We start from the raw sequence: 17,739 nt of genomic DNA, 5'->3' as shown, positions 1-17,739 counted from the left end.
CTTGATTAGGCATCCCTGCCGCGTATTGCGGAGAAGGAACTGATTTAACTTTCGGACTGACCAAGCCCGAAAAGCATATGAAACCGCCACGGCATGCCCTGCCGGTCGGTTCGAGGCGGCTTATAAGCGCAAACCCTGTAAAACGCAACGGTTGAATCGCACTTGCCGCATCAAAACGAAAACCGCCCGGAGGCGGTTTTCAGGAATGCATTGGAAGCGCGAATCAGCGTGGCGCGAGAACCATCATCATCTGGCGGCCTTCGAGCTTGGGCTCGGCTTCCACCTTGGCGATTTCGACGGTTTCTTCCTTCACGCGCTGGAGAAGCTTCATCCCCAGTTCCTGGTGCGCCATTTCGCGACCACGGAAACGCAAGGTAAACTTGACCTTGTCGCCTTCATCAAAGAAACGCAGCGCTGCTTTCATCTTCACCTCATAATCATGGGTGTCGATGTTCGGTCGCATCTTGATTTCCTTGATTTCAACCGTCTTCTGCTTCTTGCGTGCCTCGGCGGCTTTTTTCTGATTCTGATATTTCAGCTTGCCGAGGTCTACGATTTTACAGACCGGAGGTTCCGCATTCGGCACGATCTCAACGAGATCAAGCCCTGCTTCTTCAGCCATGGCGATTGCATCCTGAATGGATATATCACCATGATTCTGGCCTTCGGCATCGATAAGCTGAACCCGGGGAACCCGGATATCACGATTGGAGCGCGGTCCGTCTTTCTGGACCGGCGTCGCTCTGAACGGTCGGCGAATGGTCGTTATCTCCTGATTGTTGACGTTCATACGGCGTGAATTCTGTCGCCTTTAACGACATCTTTCCATCAAACCGCAGTTAATCAGGGAAATGTCGTCAAGCAGGCGGCGAAGTCAATAGCATCTTTGGTTGGAAAAATCACCCCCACCCCTCAAACGATAAAATTTGAAGGACCAAGCGACATATCGGACACATTTCCTTGAATTTCAAGTCAGCACAGTCCGGTGGCTTTCCTCCCGCGCCAAGACATGGCAAAACGCGAATAGCAACAAGGAGACTGATATGAGCGTGGCGGGACCGGAGTTTCTGGATGTGGACGGCACAAAAATCGCTGTTCGCCTTACAAAAGGAGCCAAAACTCCCGGCGTTGTCTGGCTTGGTGGTTATCGTTCCGACATGCTGGGCACCAAAGCCGTCGTCCTTGATGACTGGGCCCAAAAGACCGGCCACAGCGCATTGCGTCTTGATTATTCCGGCCACGGCGAATCAGGTGGTGATTTCAATCACGGTACGATTTCGCGCTGGCTTGCCGAAAGCCTGGCCGTCTACAACCACTATGCTCAAGGCCCCCAAATCCTCGTCGGCTCATCCATGGGCGGCTGGATTGCGCTTCGCATGGCGCAAGAACTTCAAAAACGGGGCAAATCACCAGCTGGCATCGTGCTGATCGCCCCCGCCCCCGATTTTACGGCGCTGCTGGTCGAGGCGTCGCTTACGGAAGCGCAAAAGCGCGATCTCGAACAACAAGGCTATTTTGAAGAACCATCAGAATATTCGCCCAACCCTTATGTTTACACCCGCGCATTGATCGAGGACGGACGGGACAATCTGGTGCTCAAAGGCATCATCGAAACCGGCTGCCCGGTGCATATCCTGCAAGGCATGCAGGATGCGGATGTTCCTTATAAACACGCCACACTGCTTATGGAGCATCTGCCGGTTGATGACGTCACGCTGACGCTGGTGCGTGACGGCGATCACCGGCTGTCACGCCCACAGGATCTCGATCTTCTCATTCGTACGGTCTCAGGGCTGGCCGAACATATCAGCCCAAAAGCATAGAGCGGATCATGCGCTTTTCGGTTTTCGCTTCATCGACAGTCGCGGCAATTGTCGGCTTTGGTGGCACGCTGGCGCTCATCATCGCAGCCGCACAGGCACTGGGTGCCACGCAGGCCGAAACAGCAAGCTGGGTCACCGCCATCTGCATCGCGGTGGCAGGCGCTTCCGCATGGCTTAGTATACGCTACAAAATGCCGATCATCGCGGCTTGGTCCACTCCGGGACTGGCGCTGATCGGTGCAAGCAGCGGCTTTAGCATGGCCGAGGCCGTGGGCGCGTTTATCGTCACCGCACTGGCGCTGATTGCAACCGGCCTTATCCGACAGCTTGCGGTTCTCGTCTCACGCATACCCGCCTCGGTGGCATCGGGCATGCTGGCGGGCGTTTTGCTCGGATTCGTCATTGCCGCCGCCAAAGCCGCACCGATAGACCCGCTCTTCATACTGCCAATGGTCGGATTATTTTTTCTAATCCGCCTGTTCAATCCGTCGATTGCCGTCATTGCCGTTCTGGTGATCGGCATGGTTTTCGCGCTGTTAACCGGCCGCTCGCCATCACTTCCGACACCGGAAATCTCAACACTCACCCTTGTTTGGCCGGAATTTCACATGAGTGCGATGATCGGTCTGGCGCTACCGCTTTATCTGGTGACGATGGCATCGCAGAACCTCCCCGGCTTTGCAGTGCTGCGCGCATCAGGTTATGAACCGCCGACCAGCGCGTGTCTGCGTGTGACCGGAGTATTCTCTGTTCTTTCCGCACCTTTCGGAGCTTCCACCACCAATCTCGCGGCAATATCGGCAGCGCTCTGCACCAATCCCGACGCCCATCCAAATCCAAAAAAGCGCTGGCTGACCGGGCCGGTCTATGCCGCGATCTATGTTGTCTTTGCACTGTTTGGCGCGTCACTGGTGGCTATTTTTGCAGTTCTGCCAGCGACGCTTATCGCACTGGTGGCAGGGCTTGCGCTGACCGGACCTTTTATCAACGCAATGTCGTTGGCCTTAAAGGATGAAAATGAGCGCCTTGCCGCGATCATCACTTTTGGGGTCACCGCCTCAGGCATTGCCTTTTTCGGCGTTGGTTCAGCCTTTTGGGCGCTCCTTGCAGGGCTGGGCGTCACGTTTCTCGAACATTTTCGCAAGAAAATTTCCAGCTAATCATATTGCTTAGCCGTAAACGGAGGAGAATCGGGTGGCGACGTTCTTGAAATGCCGCAATCCTTTCCCCACGTCAAAATCGAGCCGAGAGATTATCGACCGGCCCTGATTTTACGGAGCAGACCATGACAAATTCCGCGTTGATCCGCCCCGCATGGACGCCAGCGACAATTGCGCTGATGGTGCTGGGTTTCATCTTTTTCTGGCCGCTCGGCCTCGCCATGCTGGCATACATTATCTGGGGCGACCGCCTCGGTGATTTCAAACGCAGTGTAAACGAGAAGACCGATTCCGTGTTCAGTTCTTTCCGCAATTGCAGCAAAAGCGAGAGCTTCGGCTTTACAGGCAGCACCGGCAATGCCGCTTTCGATGACTGGCGCCGCGAAGAGCTGGAGCGTCTAAATGAAGAACGCCGCAAGCTTGAGGAAGCGCGTGCCGAGTTTGAAGCCTATGCTGCCGAATTGCGCCGTGCACGCGATAAGGAAGAGTTCGACCGCTTCATGTCCGAGCGCCGCGCCAATAGCCGCAAAGCGCCGACCACAACGCGCAGCAGATCCGGCAAGAGTGATATCACCGATCTTTGATCACCAATAACAGCCTGAAAACTCTGGGAACGGCGCGAATTGATCGCGCCGTTTTTCATGCCGTTTTTCATTGTGCCCAAATTTATTCTGGCTTTTTTCGCGAATCGCTTATTCTTTAGTGATGGGCCTTTCATTTCTTCGACATTTCAGTGGCAAGGGGGCTTCCACTGGTGCGACGACCGTCCGCAACGAGCGTATTCACGCGGTCGGTGGGCGTGAATTGCCATTGCGTGTTTTTGAGAATCCCCGCGCCAAACGGCTGACCCTGCGTATCGAGGCGGGCGGCAAGGGTTTGCGTGTCACTATTCCACCCGGATTGCCTGAGCGGGAGGTGCAAAGCTTTCTCAACCGGCATGAAGGATGGATCGAGAGCCGGATCGCAAAACTGCCCGACCAGCCGGGCCTGCGCGCAGGCGTCAAAATCCCCATTCGCGGCACCCCGCATCTGATCATGCACCAGAGCGGACGCGGCACGGTGGATGTTCTGGATGGCCATATTTTGCTCGTTCATGGCGACCCCGCTCATCTGCCCCGTCGGGTTGCTGATTACCTCAAGCGCGAGGTCAAGCGCGACATCGAAGCCATGGTGGCACGGCACACGGCCACTGTTGGACGCAAGGCCAAGGCGCTCCGCTTCAAAGACACCAGGAGCCGCTGGGGATCATGCACGTCAGATGGCGTGCTTTCCTTTTCATGGCGCATCGGCATGGCACCGACACCCGTCATCAATTATCTCGTCGCCCATGAAGTGGCGCATCTCATCGAGATGAACCATGGGCCGGAATTCTGGAAACTTTGCCAAAAACTTTGCCCCGATACCGAACGCTGCAAAGCATGGCTGAAGCGCAATGGCAGCGCATTACAGGCTATAGATTTTACATGAACCCCTCCATTCTTTCTGCCGCCCAAATGCTGTGGGACTACCATTGCATTTACGATCCTGTTCCCGCCTGCGACGTCATCGTCGGGCTTGGCAGTTACGATCTGCGTGTAGCCGAACGCGCTGCCGATCTTTATCTTGAAGGTCTGGCACCATGGCTGATCTTTAGCGGCAAGAGCGGTAACTTTACCCAAAATCGCTATCCTTCAAGCGAGGCGGAAGCCTTTGCTAGAGTAGCGATTGCCCGTGGCGTGCCGGAAAAGGCCATCGTGCTGGAAACGCAAGCCACCAATATCGGTGAAAATATCCGCTTTTCGCTTTGCAAGATGGTGCCTGGAGTGGTCAGCCCGATTTTTGTGACCAAGCCGCAGACCCAGCGCCGCGTGCAAGCAACCGTCCCCAAGCAATGGCCGCAGGCTAAAGCACGTGTGACCGCGCCTTTGACCCCTTTTGAGGATCAGCCAACAGCAGACTTTCCGCTGGACATGTTGATCCATGAAATGACTGGCGATCTGGAACGCATTCTGGATTATCCCGCAAAAGGCTATCAGATCCCGCAAGCGGTTCCCCTAAAAGTCATGGAAGCGTATGATTACCTGATTGCGCAAGGATTTACCGGCCACGCGATCGGCTAAACCGGGAATCGCTTGAGTGGAGCGTTGTTTTGTGCGACTGAAACGCCATGGTTCTGGATATCAAGATATGCGGGCTGAAAACGCTCGATGCCGTTAACGCCGCGCTGGACGCAGGCGCGACACGTATCGGCTTGATCTTTTTTCCCAAAAGCCCTCGTCATCTCACGATCACCGAAGCCGTCGCCCTGCGAGAGGCTGCAGAAGACCGGGCCAAGGTCGTCGCGGTCACCGTCGATGCCGATGATGCGACACTCGATACAATCGTCGCTTCTGTTAGACCCGACATGCTGCAACTGCACGGACACGAAACGCCGGAGCGCGTGCGTATCGTCAAGGCCCGCTATGGCTTACCGGTCATGAAGGCTTTTGCCATATGCGAGGCATCCGACCTTCAGGCGATAGAACCTTACAAAGGCATTGCCGACCGCTTTTTATTCGACGCCAAGCCGCCGAAAGGCGCTGAACTTCCCGGCGGCAACGGTGTTTCCTTTGACTGGAGCTTGCTCGACACGCTTGACGAATGCGTCGATTACATGCTTTCCGGTGGTTTGAATGCGGGCAATATCGCCGAGGCGCTGCAAAAGACGCAGGCACCGGGCATAGATATATCGTCCGGAGTGGAACGCGCGCCCGGTGAAAAGGATGTGCGTCTTATCGAACAGTTTTTCCAGGCTATCGCTGATACCAGACAATAGCTTGCCCATAACGGAGCGGAACGTTGAACAAGCCGGTTGAACCCAATTCCTACAAGACAGGCCCGGATGAAGAAGGCATGTTCGGCATTTTTGGTGGCCGCTTTGTCGCCGAAACGCTGATGCCGCTGATCCTTGAATTGCAGGATGCCTATGAGACGGCCAAGACCGACCCCGAATTTCAGGCGGAGCTTTCCAATCTCTCGACCCATTATGCCGGCCGGCCTTCAAAGCTCTATTATGCCGAAGGTCTCACCAAGCATCTGGGTGGCGCAAAAATTTACTTCAAGCGCGAAGACCTCAACCATACTGGCAGTCACAAGATCAACAATTGCCTCGGCCAGATATTGCTGGCCAAGCGCATGGGCAAGACGCGCATTATTGCTGAGACCGGTGCCGGACAGCATGGCGTGGCGTCGGCAACCGTTGCCGCCCGTTTCGGCCTTCCCTGCGTCGTCTACATGGGGGCGACCGATGTGGAGCGCCAGAAACCCAATGTTTTTCGCATGAAGCTGCTGGGTGCCGAGGTGAAACCAGTATCGGCTGGCAACGGCACGCTCAAAGACGCCATGAACGAGGCGCTGCGTGACTGGGTGACCAATGTCGATGACACCTATTACCTGATCGGCACCGCAGCCGGTCCGCATCCTTATCCTGAACTGGTGCGCGATTTCCAGTCGGTGATCGGTACCGAAGCCCGCAGCCAGATTCTCGAACAGGAAGGCCGCCTTCCCGATGTGATTGTGGCAGCCGTTGGCGGCGGCTCGAATGCCATTGGCCTTTTTCACCCTTTCCTTGACGATTCGTCCGTGAAGATCGTCGGCGTCGAAGCAGGCGGTCACGGCCTTGACGGCGATGAGCATTGTGCATCGATGAATGCGGGCAAGCCGGGCGTTCTGCATGGCAACCGCACTTATCTCCTGCAAGACGAAGACGGCCAGATTCTCGAAGGCCATTCGGTTTCGGCGGGCCTTGATTATCCCGGTGTCGGGCCTGAACATTCATGGCTACGTGATACGGGCCGCGTTGAATACGTGCCGATCCTCGACACGGAGGCACTGGAGGCTTTCCAGCTTTGCACACGCACCGAAGGCATTATCCCGGCGCTTGAATCCGCGCACGCCATCGCACAGGCCGTCAAAATGGCGCCCACAATGGGCAAGGATCAGGTGATGATCGTCAACCTGTCGGGCCGTGGCGACAAGGACGTGCACACTGTCGGGCAATTGCTCGGCATGGAGCTTTGAGTTTTTCATGAGCAACACCGTTGCCAACACTTCGTTTTACAAGCCGCGCGCCGCATGGTTCGACGGGCTGACGGAGTGTGGTCCGGCGACAATCAAGCTCAACATCATTGAAGCCGATCCTGGCAACCCCTTGGCCGAGGCCGCTGTCGGCATTGCCCGCAGGCAAATCGCTGCGGTTGCGGGCAAGCTCGAACAGACACCGCATCTCGGCGCAGGCTTTGCCATCCTTCACCAGGGTGAAGAAAGCCTGTGGCTGCTTCTGCACTGGTGGGTGGAGGGCGGTATTGCAACCCGAATTCTCTGGCAGTCCGAACTCGGCGACACAATAAAGTTCGTACCTGCACAGCCTCTGCTGATGGCTTGTGTGTGGGAATTGGGAATCATCGACTTTGAACGGCGCGCATGGATCGAGACCGCAATGTCCGGCTTGTCCAGCGACGATTATCTTTCGCGCATTTTGCCACGAGGCACAGTATGACCACACGCATCGACACCAAATTCGCTCACCTCAAGTCCGAAGGACGTCCAGCACTCGTCACCTATTTCATGGGCGGCGACCCGGATTATGCGACATCGCTTGCTGTCATGAAGGCCCTACCCAAAGCAGGGGCTGACGTGATCGAGCTTGGCATGCCGTTTTCCGACCCGATGGCCGATGGTCCAGCCATTCAGGCTGCAGGTCTACGATCTCTGGAAGCCGGTCAGACGTTGAAGAAAACCCTGCAAATGGCGGCAGATTTTCGCGCGGAAGACGATACCACCCCTATTGTCCTGATGGGCTATTACAACCCGATCTATATTTATGGCGTCGAGCGCTTTGTGGTTGACGCAAAGAAATCCGGTATCGATGGCCTGATCATTGTTGATCTGCCGTCGGAAATGGACAAGGAATTGTGCATTCCGGCCACCGAAGCGGGCATCAATTTCATCCGCCTCACGACGCCCACGACAGATGACAAACGCCTCCCAAAAGTGCTGCATAATTCATCGGGCTTTGTTTATTACGTCTCAATGAACGGGATTACCGGGTCAGCCATTGCCGACACAGCGCTGGTGGCTGATGCCGTGCGCCATATCAAGAAAAGCACCGATCTGCCGATCTGCGTCGGCTTTGGCGTCAAAACGCCGGAGCAGGCAGCAGCCATTGCGGAAGCCGCCGATGGTGTGGTCGTGGGTACGGCTATCGTCAATGCGGTGGCAGGCGAGCTTGACGAAAATGGCAACGCGACAGGCGATCCCGTGGCAGCAGTTTCAAGGCTTGTCGGTGCGTTGGCTGCAAGCGTTCGCGCAACACGCCTTGAAGCCGCCCAATAAATAGTCCATTTAACCAGCTCGTCCGAAATAAAGAAACGGAACCAAACGTTATGAACTGGATCACCAATTACGTCCGTCCAAAACTCAATTCGATGCTTGGACGTCGTGAAATGCCGGAAAATCTCTGGATCAAGGATCCATCGACCGGCGAAATGGTGTTTCACAAAGACCTTGAGAGCAACCAGTTCGTGATTCCGGGTTCCGGACATCATATGCGTATCAAGGGCAAGGACCGTCTGCGCTTCTTCTTCGACAATGGTGAATATACCACACTCGAAACGCTCAAAGTTCCGACCGATCCGCTGAAATTCCGCGACGAGAAGAAATATATCGACCGTCTCAAGGACTATCGTTCGCGCACCGGTATGGACGATGCCATCATCAACGGGCTTGGCACCATCGAAGGCCTGCCCATTGTCGCAACCGTTCAGGATTTCGGTTTCATGGGCGGTTCGCTCGGTATGGGCGCCGGCGAGGCGATCATTCAGGGCTTTGAAAAGGCAATTGAACTCAAGCGCCCGTTGGTTCTGTTCGCAGCATCGGGCGGCGCGCGCATGCAGGAGGGTATTTTGTCCTTGATGCAGCTTCCGCGCACCACCGTTGCCGTGGAGATGCTCAAAGAAGCCGGCCTTCCCTATATCGTTGTGCTCACCAACCCGACCACCGGCGGTGTGACGGCTTCTTATGCCATGCTGGGCGATATCCATATTGCTGAACCGGGCGCTCTGATCGGCTTTGCCGGTCCGCGCGTGATCGAGCAGACAATCCGCGAAAAACTGCCCGAAGGGTTCCAGAGTGCGGAATATCTGATGGAACATGGCATGGTCGATATGGTGGTTTCGCGCCTTGAACTGAAATCGACCATTGCACGGCTTTTGAAGATCATGACGCGTCAGCCCGCCAACAGCGATGAAGTCGCCCCCATCCCGCCGGAAGCCGACAGCGAGGCCGCATAATCGTGACAGGACAAGCGGATGCCGTCATCGAACGGCTGATGCAATTGCATCCCAAAGGTTTTGATCTTTCCCTCGACCGCATTCGCGGTCTTCTTGAAAAGCTCGGCAATCCGCACCTTAACCTGCCGCCGGTCATCCATATTGCCGGGACCAATGGCAAGGGATCGGCATCTGCCTTCTGCCGCGCCATTCTCGAAGCCAGCGGCTTTGGCGTTCACGTCCACACTTCGCCGCATCTGGTCAACTGGCATGAGCGTTACCGTCTTGCCGCACCGGGCAGCGGCAAATTCGTGTCCGACGATGTGCTGGCCAAAGCAATCGAGCGCGTGGAAACCGCCAATGCTGGCCAGCATATCACTGTCTTCGAGATATTGACCGCTGTCGCCTTTTTGCTGTTTGCCGAGCATCCCGCCGATGTCGTTATCATGGAAGTAGGCCTTGGCGGGCGTTTTGACGCCACCAACGTGATCGATGAACCTGCCGTTTCGCTCATCATGCCAATCTCGATCGATCATCAGACCTATCTTGGCGACAAGGTCGAGCTGATCGCGGCTGAAAAGGCCGGGATCATCAAGAAAGATTGCCCCGTGGTCATCGGTTATCAGCCGAGCGACGCCGCGCGCGAAGTGCTGATTTCCACCGCCGACCGGCTTGATTGCCCACTTTCAATCTATGGTCAGGATTTCCTCGCATTCGAGGAGCATGGCCGCATGGTTTTCCAGAACGAGGACGGGCTGATCGATCTGCCGTTGCCACGTCTCACCGGCCGTCACCAGCTCGCCAATGCCGCAGCCGCGATCGAAGCGGTGCAAATGGCAGGCTTCACAATTACCGAAAAGGCGGCAGAAAAAGCACTGATGGTCGTAGACTGGCCCGCACGCATGCAGCGCCTGACCCATGGTGCGCTGTTCGACCTTGCGCCTGAGGCTTCCGAAATATGGCTCGATGGCGGGCATAACCCGGGCGCGGGCGTTGTGATTGCCGAGGCTTTCGGCGATCTGGAAGAGCGCTCCACACGGCCCTTGTTCCTGATTACTGGCATGATCAATACAAAAGATCCGACCGGCTATTTTGAAGCTTTTACCGGCATGGCACGCCACGTCTTCACCGTGCCAATTCCTTCCAGTGACGCAGGCATCCGCAATGATGAGCTGGCCCTCGCAGCGCAAAAGGCCGGGATTTCAGCAGAGCCGGTGCATTCGGTCGCTAATGCGCTGAAAATCCTGCGCGATACATGGGCGCACGATGAAACGCCACCGCGTATCCTGATTGGTGGCTCGCTTTATCTTGCGGGCGAGGTTTTGCGCGATAACGGAACCCCGCCTGCATAGACCACAAAAAACCCGGCACCAAGGCCGGGTTTTTATTAGAAATGCGGTGCCAATTAAGCGGCAGAGGCCTTGATCCAGTCAGCAAGGCGGCTCTTTGGAGCGGCACCCACCATATTGGCGGCAAGCTCGCCATCCTTGAACAGCAGCAGCGTCGGGATCGAACGCACGCCGAACTGGGCTGCCAGTTCAGGGTTCTCGTCAATATTGACCTTGGCGATCTTGACCTGACCAGCCATTTCCGCAGCAATTTCGTCCAGAGCCGGGGCGATCATCTTGCAAGGACCACACCATTCAGCCCAGAAATCCACCACAACCGGCTCGCTGGATTGCAGAACGTCCGACTGAAAATTGCTGTTATCGACCTTAACGGTTGCCATGGGGCTATCCTCATATCTGTTTGGAAGCAAAAGACTCATCGAGAAACTGCTGATTTGACTATATCATGTGGCGCGTCAGCCGCCATCCGTCAAGTTCTGGTTGGTCACCTTTCCTTGAGAGTTCTCCAGCGTCAATAAAGCATCCCCAAGAATCGCGTCAGGCAAGGGCAGTAAAAACGGCCCTTCCGTGAACAGCAATGCCGCCTCCACGTCACGTCCCGGATAAAGGGGGGCAAGCAATTCGCGATAAAGTGCCAATTGCGCACGATAGGCAAAAGGCACGGCTTCAATAGTCTTTGGCGGCGGGCGATTGGTCTTGTAGTCCACGATCATCACACGGGTTTCGTCGACGCTGATGCGATCGATCTGACCTGATACGGCATGATCTTTTCCGCCAAGAGTGATCGTACCCATGATTGCCACTTCCCCGCGAGAGCCTTGCGCGAAAACCGGCGCGAATGTCGGATCGTCGAGAATCCTTTCAACGCTGGCCCAGGCGTTATCCCTTTCGTCCGCTGGCCAGTCGGCGGCGATTCGGGCGAGATAATCCTGTGCCAGCTTTTTACGCTCGCTTGCTGCCACTTCCGGCAGATATTGCAACAGCATGTGAATGGCCGTGCCACGCCGAAGAGCGAAGGCCGATGTCTCCCCCCCTGCCCCCAGAACGGGCGAAAGCGTATCAAGTGGAGGTTCCTCATCCACCTCAATGAGTGCAGACGCCCCGGAAGGCGCAAGCGGGCGCGGCAGACCTGGTTCAGGCTTTATCGGCACAAAATATTCCGCAGGAAGCGAGGGAAATCTGGTTTCTTCAGGCGCTTGCGGCTCGTCAATCTCCGTAAGACCGCGCGGTGTGTTCCGATAACGCCGTGCTGCCACGCCTGAAACCGGATGCACAAATGTTTCAGCCTTGGTCGTCAATGCGTCCTCGACCAACCTGTGCCAGGTCTCGCCGCTTTCGCGAGAACCGCGATAGCCGCAGACGATAAGCCTGTCTTCCGCACGCGTCATGCCAACATAGAGAAGACGGCGATATTCTTCCTCGGCGCGGGCTTTCAGACCTTCGATCTGCGCGGATAAAAAGCCGGTCTGGTAGCCGGTATTGGGTTGCCACAAAAAGCCTTTGACCGGCGGTCCGTCATTTTCAAAATCAAACGGGATCAGCTTGGGCGCACGGCTTCCGGTCCAGACAGCACTGCCTGGATCGACCAGGAACACCACGGCACCCTCAAGTCCCTTGGCGGCATGCACCGTCATGATGCGCACCTCGTCGCGCCCCTGATCAAGCTCGCGCTTGATTTCAGGCGAAGAGGCATCAAGCGTTTCGAGAAAGGCCTGAAGCCCCGGCAGACCGGCTCGCTCGAAAGACAGGGCATAATTCTGGAACTCGTCGATAATATCGCCCGCTTCCGGTCCCAATCGCGCCAGAAGTTTGCGCCTTGCGCCATCCGCACTCAAAATACGTGTATAAAACTCGAAGACCGGCATGGTGTCCGCCATATTGCGCCAGCGGCTCAGCGTCTTGTGCGTAGCAATGAGCGCAGGTTCTTCAAGCGAAGCATGATAAAGCCGCTCGAACAGCGTCTCACCAGCGCCACGTGGATGGGCGAGTGCAAACAGCCGGTCATCATCCCAGCCGAACAGCGGGCTTTTGAGCAGGGACGCCAGCGAGAGATCATCCGATGGCTGCAACACGAAACGCCCCAGTGCCATCAGGTCCTGAATGGCGATGTGGCTTGTGAGTTTGAGACGGTCAGCACCGGCAACCGGCACATGACGTTCTTTGAGCGCCCGCGAAAGCGCTGGCATGAACTGGTCGCGCTTGCGCACCAACACCATGACATCTTTCGGGGCAAGCTTACGATTCTGGCCGGGTATGGTTTCGCCACGATCAAGCCAGTAGCGAATGGTTGCTGCAATCTGTTCGGCAAGTTTTATGGCGGGCGCCTGAAGATGATCGACCGGCACCCGCCAGTCGTCGGGCTCCTCCACCACTTCCGGCGTCAGCATATCCCAGATTTCCACCTCACCCGGCTCATTATCGCGAATCGCGGAATGAACCGTTGCGCCGGACAGGCCACGATGGGCGTCGGGACGCGCAAACACCTCATCCACGGCTTGCAGCACATCGGGTGCGGAGCGGAACGAGAAATTGAGGCTGACGCGCTCGAATTTGAGTTCTGCATCGTCGGCTCTCAAACTGACCGCTCTGCCCTGCGCTGCGAAATCTTCCGGCACGGCCCCCTGAAACGAATAGATCGACTGCTTCTCATCGCCAACAGCAAACAGCGTGCGGTTTAGATTACGCTGACCGAGGCCGGAGAAAAACTCTTCCGACAACATGCGGATAACCTGCCACTGGTCGGGGCTGGTGTCCTGCGCTTCATCGACCAGAATATGATCGATGCCACGGTCGAGCTTATATTGCACCCATTGCCCGGCCCCGTTTCGCGCCAGAAGCGCCACGGTACGGGTGATCAGGTCTTCAAAATCAAGTAAGCCCCGCTTGCGCTTCAAATCATTATAGCGCTGCAACAGATTGTCGATCAGCGTGAGTGCTGCCAGATTAAGCCGGATCAGGCGCAGCTCCTTGATACGGTCCAGCCCTTGTTCGACGCGCCCGGCAGCAGTATTAAAATACTCTTCGAAATCCGGCAGCAGCTTTTTGACCGCCGACGACCCCACATAGGAGCCGGATTTTGCTTCTCCGGTGGTTTTCAGAAAAGCGGCTCGCAGTACGGCTTCCTTATCACGCAAGGTGCCGACCTTGTCATAGCGTTTTAGCTGCAACGCAAAATCATGCGCACGGGCCGCACCCTTCTGGATCGACAGAATGAGGTCAAGCGCATCATCGGAAAATTCCGGCACCGGCCATAACTCAGCCATCAGATCGGCTTCACGCAGATCTGGGCTAAAACGAAAAGCGCGGTGCAAGCCGTCGTTACGTTCGGATGTATCTCCTAGAACCGAAAGATAGTGCTGCAAAGGATTGCGGCGGCTGACCGCCTCGTCCAACAACGCTTGTAGCCCCATTTCACCCGCTGCCTGCATGACATCGGCAAAGGCGCTCGCCAGTTCCTCGTCGCCGCCGCCATGGGCGGTTTCGAGCAGGGTGCGCCGCGCTTCACCGACAAGGGCTGACTGCATGAGGTCATCCATCATCTCGAAATGACCGGCTATATTCGCTTCAAGCGGAAACTGATGCAGGATCGCTTCACAAAAAGCGTGGATGGTCTGGATTTTAAGCCCACCCGGTGTTTCAAGTGCGCGCGCAAAAAGCCGCCGTGCCACGGCAAGCCGCTCCGCCCCCGGACGCCTACCTTCAAGCTTGATCAGCCGCTCAGTCAGTTCACCATCCGGCAGCACCGCCCATTCCGACAGGCGCGCAAAGACGCGGTTCTGCATGACGGCAGCTGCAGCCTTGGTATAGGTCAGGCAGAGGATTTTCGACGGATCAGTGCCTTCAAGCAGCAATCGAATGACGCGCTCGGTCAGAACATGCGTCTTACCAGAACCGGCATTGGCCGACACCCAGACCGATGCTTTCGGGTTGGCAGCATTGGCCTGTGCGGCAATCGTTTCCTGCGGGATGATGCGTTTCTTTTTCATTCTCCGCCCTCCCCGCCGCTGTCGCCGCCAGCCGACCATTCCAGCACCCGCGCCAGATGATCATAGTCACCGGTCAGTTCTGTTTCACGAAAGGGAAGCGCCCGTGAAAGATAACCCTTAGCCGGATTCTGATAGTCGCTCAGCAATTGTGTGAGACGTTGCCATGCCTCCTCACCAAGTGCCACGGCAGTCTTTTCAGATAGTGGGCGCCCCACTTTCAAAATCGATTCCGGTCGCACCTCGCCGCCTGCCCTGAGCCTCACATACGTCAGATCAGACGCCTTGACCGCCCCTAGTTCGCTGAATGCACCACGAACCAGAAGAGCTGCCTCAAGGGCCAGCTGTGGCGACAAAAGCACATGCGCCTGACGTGGCGATGGTGTCGAGCCAGTCTTGTAGTCGATGACCTCCGCTGTGCCGTCGCGCATCAGATCGATACGGTCAGCGCGACCCGACAGCGTTATGCCAAGGCCTTCGACCTCGCGCTTGGCCGACGCAATCTCTGCAAAACGTGTCTCGATATTCCAAGCCCGCTCGCGCTCCCATTCAAGAAATTGCGGAATGAGTGCTGTAAAGCGTGGCCACCACACGGCCTCGATTTCAATAGGCAGGTCCATATCGGCAAAGAGTTTTCGCCCGACTTCTTCCAACTGGTGGCCAGCATCCGTTGCCAGAATATCGACCCCTGCTTGGGTAAAATGTCCCAGAATATCGTGAAACAAGGTGCCGCGCTCTGCCGCTGCCGGATCGCGGATCAATGGCTCAAGCGGACGGATTTTGAGAATTTTCCTGGCAAAGATCGCATAGGGATCGCGGCGCAGGGTCTCGATTTCCGTGACCGAAAAATGCCTTGGCCGCGCTCTGACAGGCGGGGCGGGTTCCGGGCGTCTGACGAAAGCCACATCAGGCGCCTGATCGATCTCGCGCGCCCATTGGATGAAACGCGACCCGCGTGCGCGCATATCCGCGCTCACATCCGCGCCCAGCACGGTTTCAAGCCGTTGCAGCCAGCGCGAGGGCACCGTCGGTGCATTGTCTGAACGCTGTGCTCGCGTGAGGACGACATGATCCATGCCGAGCAGCATCTGGAAATCATGCGCGGCAAGGCCGGTACGCCGCTCGGGCGGATCAAGCGCAATCATCGCCTTCATCGGCCGCGACATGAAGGGGTCGTTGCGCGTCTTTGCAGGCCAGCTTCCCTCGTTCAAACCGCCCACGACAACCGTATCGACCGTTTGCAGACGCGCTTCCAGCGCACCCCAGATGAACACACGCGGATGCCCGCCCGGATGCGGTTTTACCGTTTCGCCCGACATCAACGCTTCGAGAATAGACGGCCATTCGAGCGCCTCGAAATCAAGCCCTGCCTCGCTTGAAAGCAATTGCCGCAGAAACGAGGCGAGTTTTTCGCCGTGCTCGCCGGAATAATAGCGCGTAACGCTGCCAGCTTCATCGCGGGCCAGATTTTCCAGCGCTTCGACGGAGGCGCGTGTGATCTCGGTTGTTTCCGTGCGCCGATTGATGATCGCAAAAGGTGCCAGGGGTGCAACGGCTTCGCTAAGGCTGACGCAAAGATTTCGTGCCGCTTCGATCATGTCTGGCGTAACGGTCGCATGCCATGCCGGTTGCCACGGCTGGTTTGCGCTGTCTTCCATTCGACGGTCAAAAAATGCAGGCAGGTCGATGATTGACGCGCGTCCTGTGCCGCCGCGAAAGGCGACCAGCTCCAGCGTTTCTGCCGCAAGTCTTCGTTCGATACGCTTGCCGCCGAGCCTGAGCATCGGGTGTTTGACCAGTGCCAGAAGGGCAACTGGATCACCGGGGTTGAACACGCATTCGACCATAAGGCGCAGCAGCGTTGCGGTCTCGATATCGCGCAGATGTCGCCCACCGGAATCATCGGCATCGATGCCAAAACGGGCCAGTTCGCCCACTACGCGCCGCGCAAGATTGCGATCTGCGCTCACCAAAGCCGCGGTTTTGTTTTCATCGCTGATGGCATCGCGAAGAGCGAGCGCCACCGCCAGCGCTTCCTCGCGCTCATTGGCGCTCTCGATCAGATCAATCCGGCTTGCCGTTTTTCGCAAGGCTTGCGGTTGCAGAGCCGCATCGTCTCTCAAAAGGCTCCATCGATCGGTGGTTTCAGCTGGGCGCAGCGCTTCACTCACCAAACGTTCCAGCACGCGCTTCTCAACCGGCATATTTTCGAGATGCTCGACCTCATCACGCGCAATACCAACGGCCTGAAGCAGCTTGAAAAGGCCGTATTGCGGGTGGCCAAAGGTCGACGGATTATCATCCGCAGCGCCCAGCATGTTCCATGCTTCCGTATCAAGATCACGATCCAGTCCGGGCAGCACGATCGCCCCTTGCGGCAGGTGGGCGATGGTAGAAATCAGCTCTGCGGTTGCAGGAATTGAGCCGGTTGAACCCGCAGCAATCACCGGACCAACAGGTGGATGATCGCGCAAGCGCTTAGCCTCGCTCCATATCAGCTCATTGCGATGCTTGGCCGGATTGGAAAGCTTGCGCTCACTCAGAATATCCGGCCAGATTTTTGTGACAATATCCAGAAAACCCAGCGTAACCTGCCACCAGTCGGCAAGGTCTTCGGGCGCAATGGTTGAAAGTTCGCTCCATTCGGCATTATCCGTCTCGACCTGATCCATAAGACCCGCCAAATCACGTGCCAGCCATATCGCATCAGACGTGGTGGCGGGAACCGAGACATCGTCGACGCCGAACAGTGCGCGTACATGTGCGGGTAAGGATTCCCGCCATGGACGAATGAGACGCGCCAGCAGCAACAGCCGCTCTGCCTTGCCAATCGGCGGGTTGAGGTCGAAAATCCCGGTGCTGCCCGCATTGAAGAAGGCGGCGTCTTCATCGACATCACCCAACGGTCGGATTGTCGGTAGAATGGCACTTTTAGCCGGATTCATATCGACCAGAATAGAGCGCAACGCGCGTGCGGCACGACGTGTCGGCACATAGATGGTGGCATTGGCCAGCGCCAGCGGATCGGAAGGGTTAACCGGAAAGCCTTCGATCAATCGTCCGTCCAGAAGTGCCTTGGCAAAAGCGGACAGAAAAGACGTACCAGAGGGAATGGAAAACAGTTTGGGTGTTCGCAA

Annotated in this window: 15 protein-coding genes; 11 read left to right on the top strand and 4 right to left on the bottom strand. The window is 56.8% G+C overall.

Going from position 1 to position 17,739, the window contains the following annotated elements; all coding sequences use genetic code 11:
• Nucleotides 1-223: 223 nt before the first annotated feature.
• Nucleotides 224-676, bottom strand: a complete 453-nt coding sequence (infC, locus tag AAIB41_RS09670) for a translation initiation factor IF-3 (protein WP_343314728.1) — start codon at nucleotides 674-676, stop codon at nucleotides 224-226.
• 367 nt (nucleotides 677-1,043) lie between these two features.
• Here infC and AAIB41_RS09665 point away from each other — a divergent pair, with 367 nt between their 5' ends.
• From AAIB41_RS09665 to AAIB41_RS09615, 11 genes are all read left to right on the top strand, one after another.
• Nucleotides 1,044-1,823: an alpha/beta hydrolase gene (locus tag AAIB41_RS09665; RefSeq protein WP_343313113.1), complete on the top strand. Its 780-nt coding sequence runs from the start codon at nucleotides 1,044-1,046 to the stop codon at nucleotides 1,821-1,823.
• Nucleotides 1,824-1,831: 8 nt separating this feature from the next.
• The gene (locus AAIB41_RS09660) at nucleotides 1,832-2,983 is read left to right on the top strand and encodes a benzoate/H(+) symporter BenE family transporter (protein ID WP_343313112.1); all 1,152 of its coding nucleotides are present in this window, start codon (nucleotides 1,832-1,834) and stop codon (nucleotides 2,981-2,983) included.
• Nucleotides 2,984-3,108: 125 nt separating this feature from the next.
• Complete coding sequence (locus AAIB41_RS09655) at nucleotides 3,109-3,567, top strand: DUF2852 domain-containing protein (protein ID WP_343313111.1); 459 nt, start codon at nucleotides 3,109-3,111, stop codon at nucleotides 3,565-3,567.
• 121 nt (nucleotides 3,568-3,688) lie between these two features.
• A complete protein-coding gene (locus AAIB41_RS09650) occupies nucleotides 3,689-4,450 on the top strand; it encodes a M48 family metallopeptidase (protein ID WP_343313110.1) in 762 nt (253 codons plus the stop codon).
• Nucleotides 4,447-5,082 (top strand): YdcF family protein, encoded by a 636-nt coding sequence (locus AAIB41_RS09645; protein WP_343313109.1) that lies wholly within the window; start codon nucleotides 4,447-4,449, stop codon nucleotides 5,080-5,082. The genes AAIB41_RS09650 and AAIB41_RS09645 overlap by 4 nt, the downstream gene beginning before the upstream one ends.
• Nucleotides 5,083-5,129: 47 nt before the next feature.
• The gene (locus AAIB41_RS09640) at nucleotides 5,130-5,777 is read left to right on the top strand and encodes a phosphoribosylanthranilate isomerase (RefSeq protein ID WP_343313108.1); all 648 of its coding nucleotides are present in this window, start codon (nucleotides 5,130-5,132) and stop codon (nucleotides 5,775-5,777) included.
• A 23-nt stretch (nucleotides 5,778-5,800) separates the two neighbouring features.
• Complete coding sequence (gene trpB / locus AAIB41_RS09635) at nucleotides 5,801-7,021, top strand: tryptophan synthase subunit beta (protein WP_343313107.1); 1,221 nt, start codon at nucleotides 5,801-5,803, stop codon at nucleotides 7,019-7,021.
• A gap of 7 nt (nucleotides 7,022-7,028) precedes the next feature.
• Nucleotides 7,029-7,499 (top strand): hypothetical protein, encoded by a 471-nt coding sequence (locus AAIB41_RS09630; protein ID WP_343313106.1) that lies wholly within the window; start codon nucleotides 7,029-7,031, stop codon nucleotides 7,497-7,499.
• A complete protein-coding gene (trpA, locus tag AAIB41_RS09625; protein ID WP_343313105.1) occupies nucleotides 7,496-8,335 on the top strand; it encodes a tryptophan synthase subunit alpha in 840 nt (279 codons plus the stop codon). The genes AAIB41_RS09630 and trpA overlap by 4 nt, the downstream gene beginning before the upstream one ends.
• Before the next feature lie 50 nt (nucleotides 8,336-8,385).
• Nucleotides 8,386-9,291: an acetyl-CoA carboxylase, carboxyltransferase subunit beta gene (gene accD / locus AAIB41_RS09620; protein ID WP_343313104.1), complete on the top strand. Its 906-nt coding sequence runs from the start codon at nucleotides 8,386-8,388 to the stop codon at nucleotides 9,289-9,291.
• 38 nt (nucleotides 9,292-9,329) lie between these two features.
• Nucleotides 9,330-10,622 (top strand): folylpolyglutamate synthase/dihydrofolate synthase family protein, encoded by a 1,293-nt coding sequence (locus tag AAIB41_RS09615; protein WP_343314727.1) that lies wholly within the window; start codon nucleotides 9,330-9,332, stop codon nucleotides 10,620-10,622.
• Nucleotides 10,623-10,675: 53 nt separating this feature from the next.
• Here AAIB41_RS09615 and trxA read toward each other — a convergent pair whose 3' ends face one another.
• From trxA to addB, 3 genes are all read right to left on the bottom strand, one after another.
• Nucleotides 10,676-10,999 carry a thioredoxin gene (trxA, locus tag AAIB41_RS09610; protein ID WP_343313103.1) on the bottom strand — a complete coding sequence of 108 codons (324 nt, stop codon included), beginning with the start codon at nucleotides 10,997-10,999 and terminating at the stop codon, nucleotides 10,676-10,678.
• A 75-nt stretch (nucleotides 11,000-11,074) separates the two neighbouring features.
• Nucleotides 11,075-14,605, bottom strand: a complete 3,531-nt coding sequence (gene addA, locus AAIB41_RS09605; RefSeq protein WP_343313102.1) for a double-strand break repair helicase AddA — start codon at nucleotides 14,603-14,605, stop codon at nucleotides 11,075-11,077.
• Nucleotides 14,602-17,739 carry a double-strand break repair protein AddB gene (addB, locus tag AAIB41_RS09600; RefSeq protein WP_343313101.1) on the bottom strand — a complete coding sequence of 1,046 codons (3,138 nt, stop codon included), beginning with the start codon at nucleotides 17,737-17,739 and terminating at the stop codon, nucleotides 14,602-14,604. The genes addA and addB overlap by 4 nt, the downstream gene beginning before the upstream one ends.

This window comes from Brucella sp. BE17 (assembly GCF_039545455.1).
Lineage (GTDB): Bacteria > Pseudomonadota > Alphaproteobacteria > Rhizobiales > Rhizobiaceae > Brucella.
The sequence above is the reverse complement of the archived record's forward strand: the minus strand, read 5'-3'. Positions and strand labels throughout refer to the sequence as shown.

Excerpts from the sequence above, each read along its gene's own strand:
- trpA (WP_343313105.1), top strand. The coding sequence starts at position 7,496 with ATGACCACACGCATCGACACCAAATTCGCTCACCTCAAGTCCGAAGGA.
- AAIB41_RS09615 (WP_343314727.1), top strand. The coding sequence starts at position 9,330 with ATGCAATTGCATCCCAAAGGTTTTGATCTTTCCCTCGACCGCATTCGC.
- AAIB41_RS09665 (WP_343313113.1), top strand. The coding sequence starts at position 1,044 with ATGAGCGTGGCGGGACCGGAGTTTCTGGATGTGGACGGCACAAAAATC.
- AAIB41_RS09655 (WP_343313111.1), top strand. The coding sequence starts at position 3,109 with ATGACAAATTCCGCGTTGATCCGCCCCGCATGGACGCCAGCGACAATT.
- AAIB41_RS09645 (WP_343313109.1), top strand. The coding sequence starts at position 4,447 with ATGAACCCCTCCATTCTTTCTGCCGCCCAAATGCTGTGGGACTACCAT.
- AAIB41_RS09630 (WP_343313106.1), top strand. The coding sequence starts at position 7,029 with ATGAGCAACACCGTTGCCAACACTTCGTTTTACAAGCCGCGCGCCGCA.
- accD (WP_343313104.1), top strand. The coding sequence starts at position 8,386 with ATGAACTGGATCACCAATTACGTCCGTCCAAAACTCAATTCGATGCTT.
- AAIB41_RS09650 (WP_343313110.1), top strand. The coding sequence starts at position 3,689 with ATGGGCCTTTCATTTCTTCGACATTTCAGTGGCAAGGGGGCTTCCACT.
- trxA (WP_343313103.1), bottom strand. The coding sequence starts at position 10,999 with ATGGCAACCGTTAAGGTCGATAACAGCAATTTTCAGTCGGACGTTCTG.
- AAIB41_RS09640 (WP_343313108.1), top strand. The coding sequence starts at position 5,130 with ATGGTTCTGGATATCAAGATATGCGGGCTGAAAACGCTCGATGCCGTT.
- AAIB41_RS09660 (WP_343313112.1), top strand. The coding sequence starts at position 1,832 with ATGCGCTTTTCGGTTTTCGCTTCATCGACAGTCGCGGCAATTGTCGGC.
- addA (WP_343313102.1), bottom strand. The coding sequence starts at position 14,605 with ATGAAAAAGAAACGCATCATCCCGCAGGAAACGATTGCCGCACAGGCC.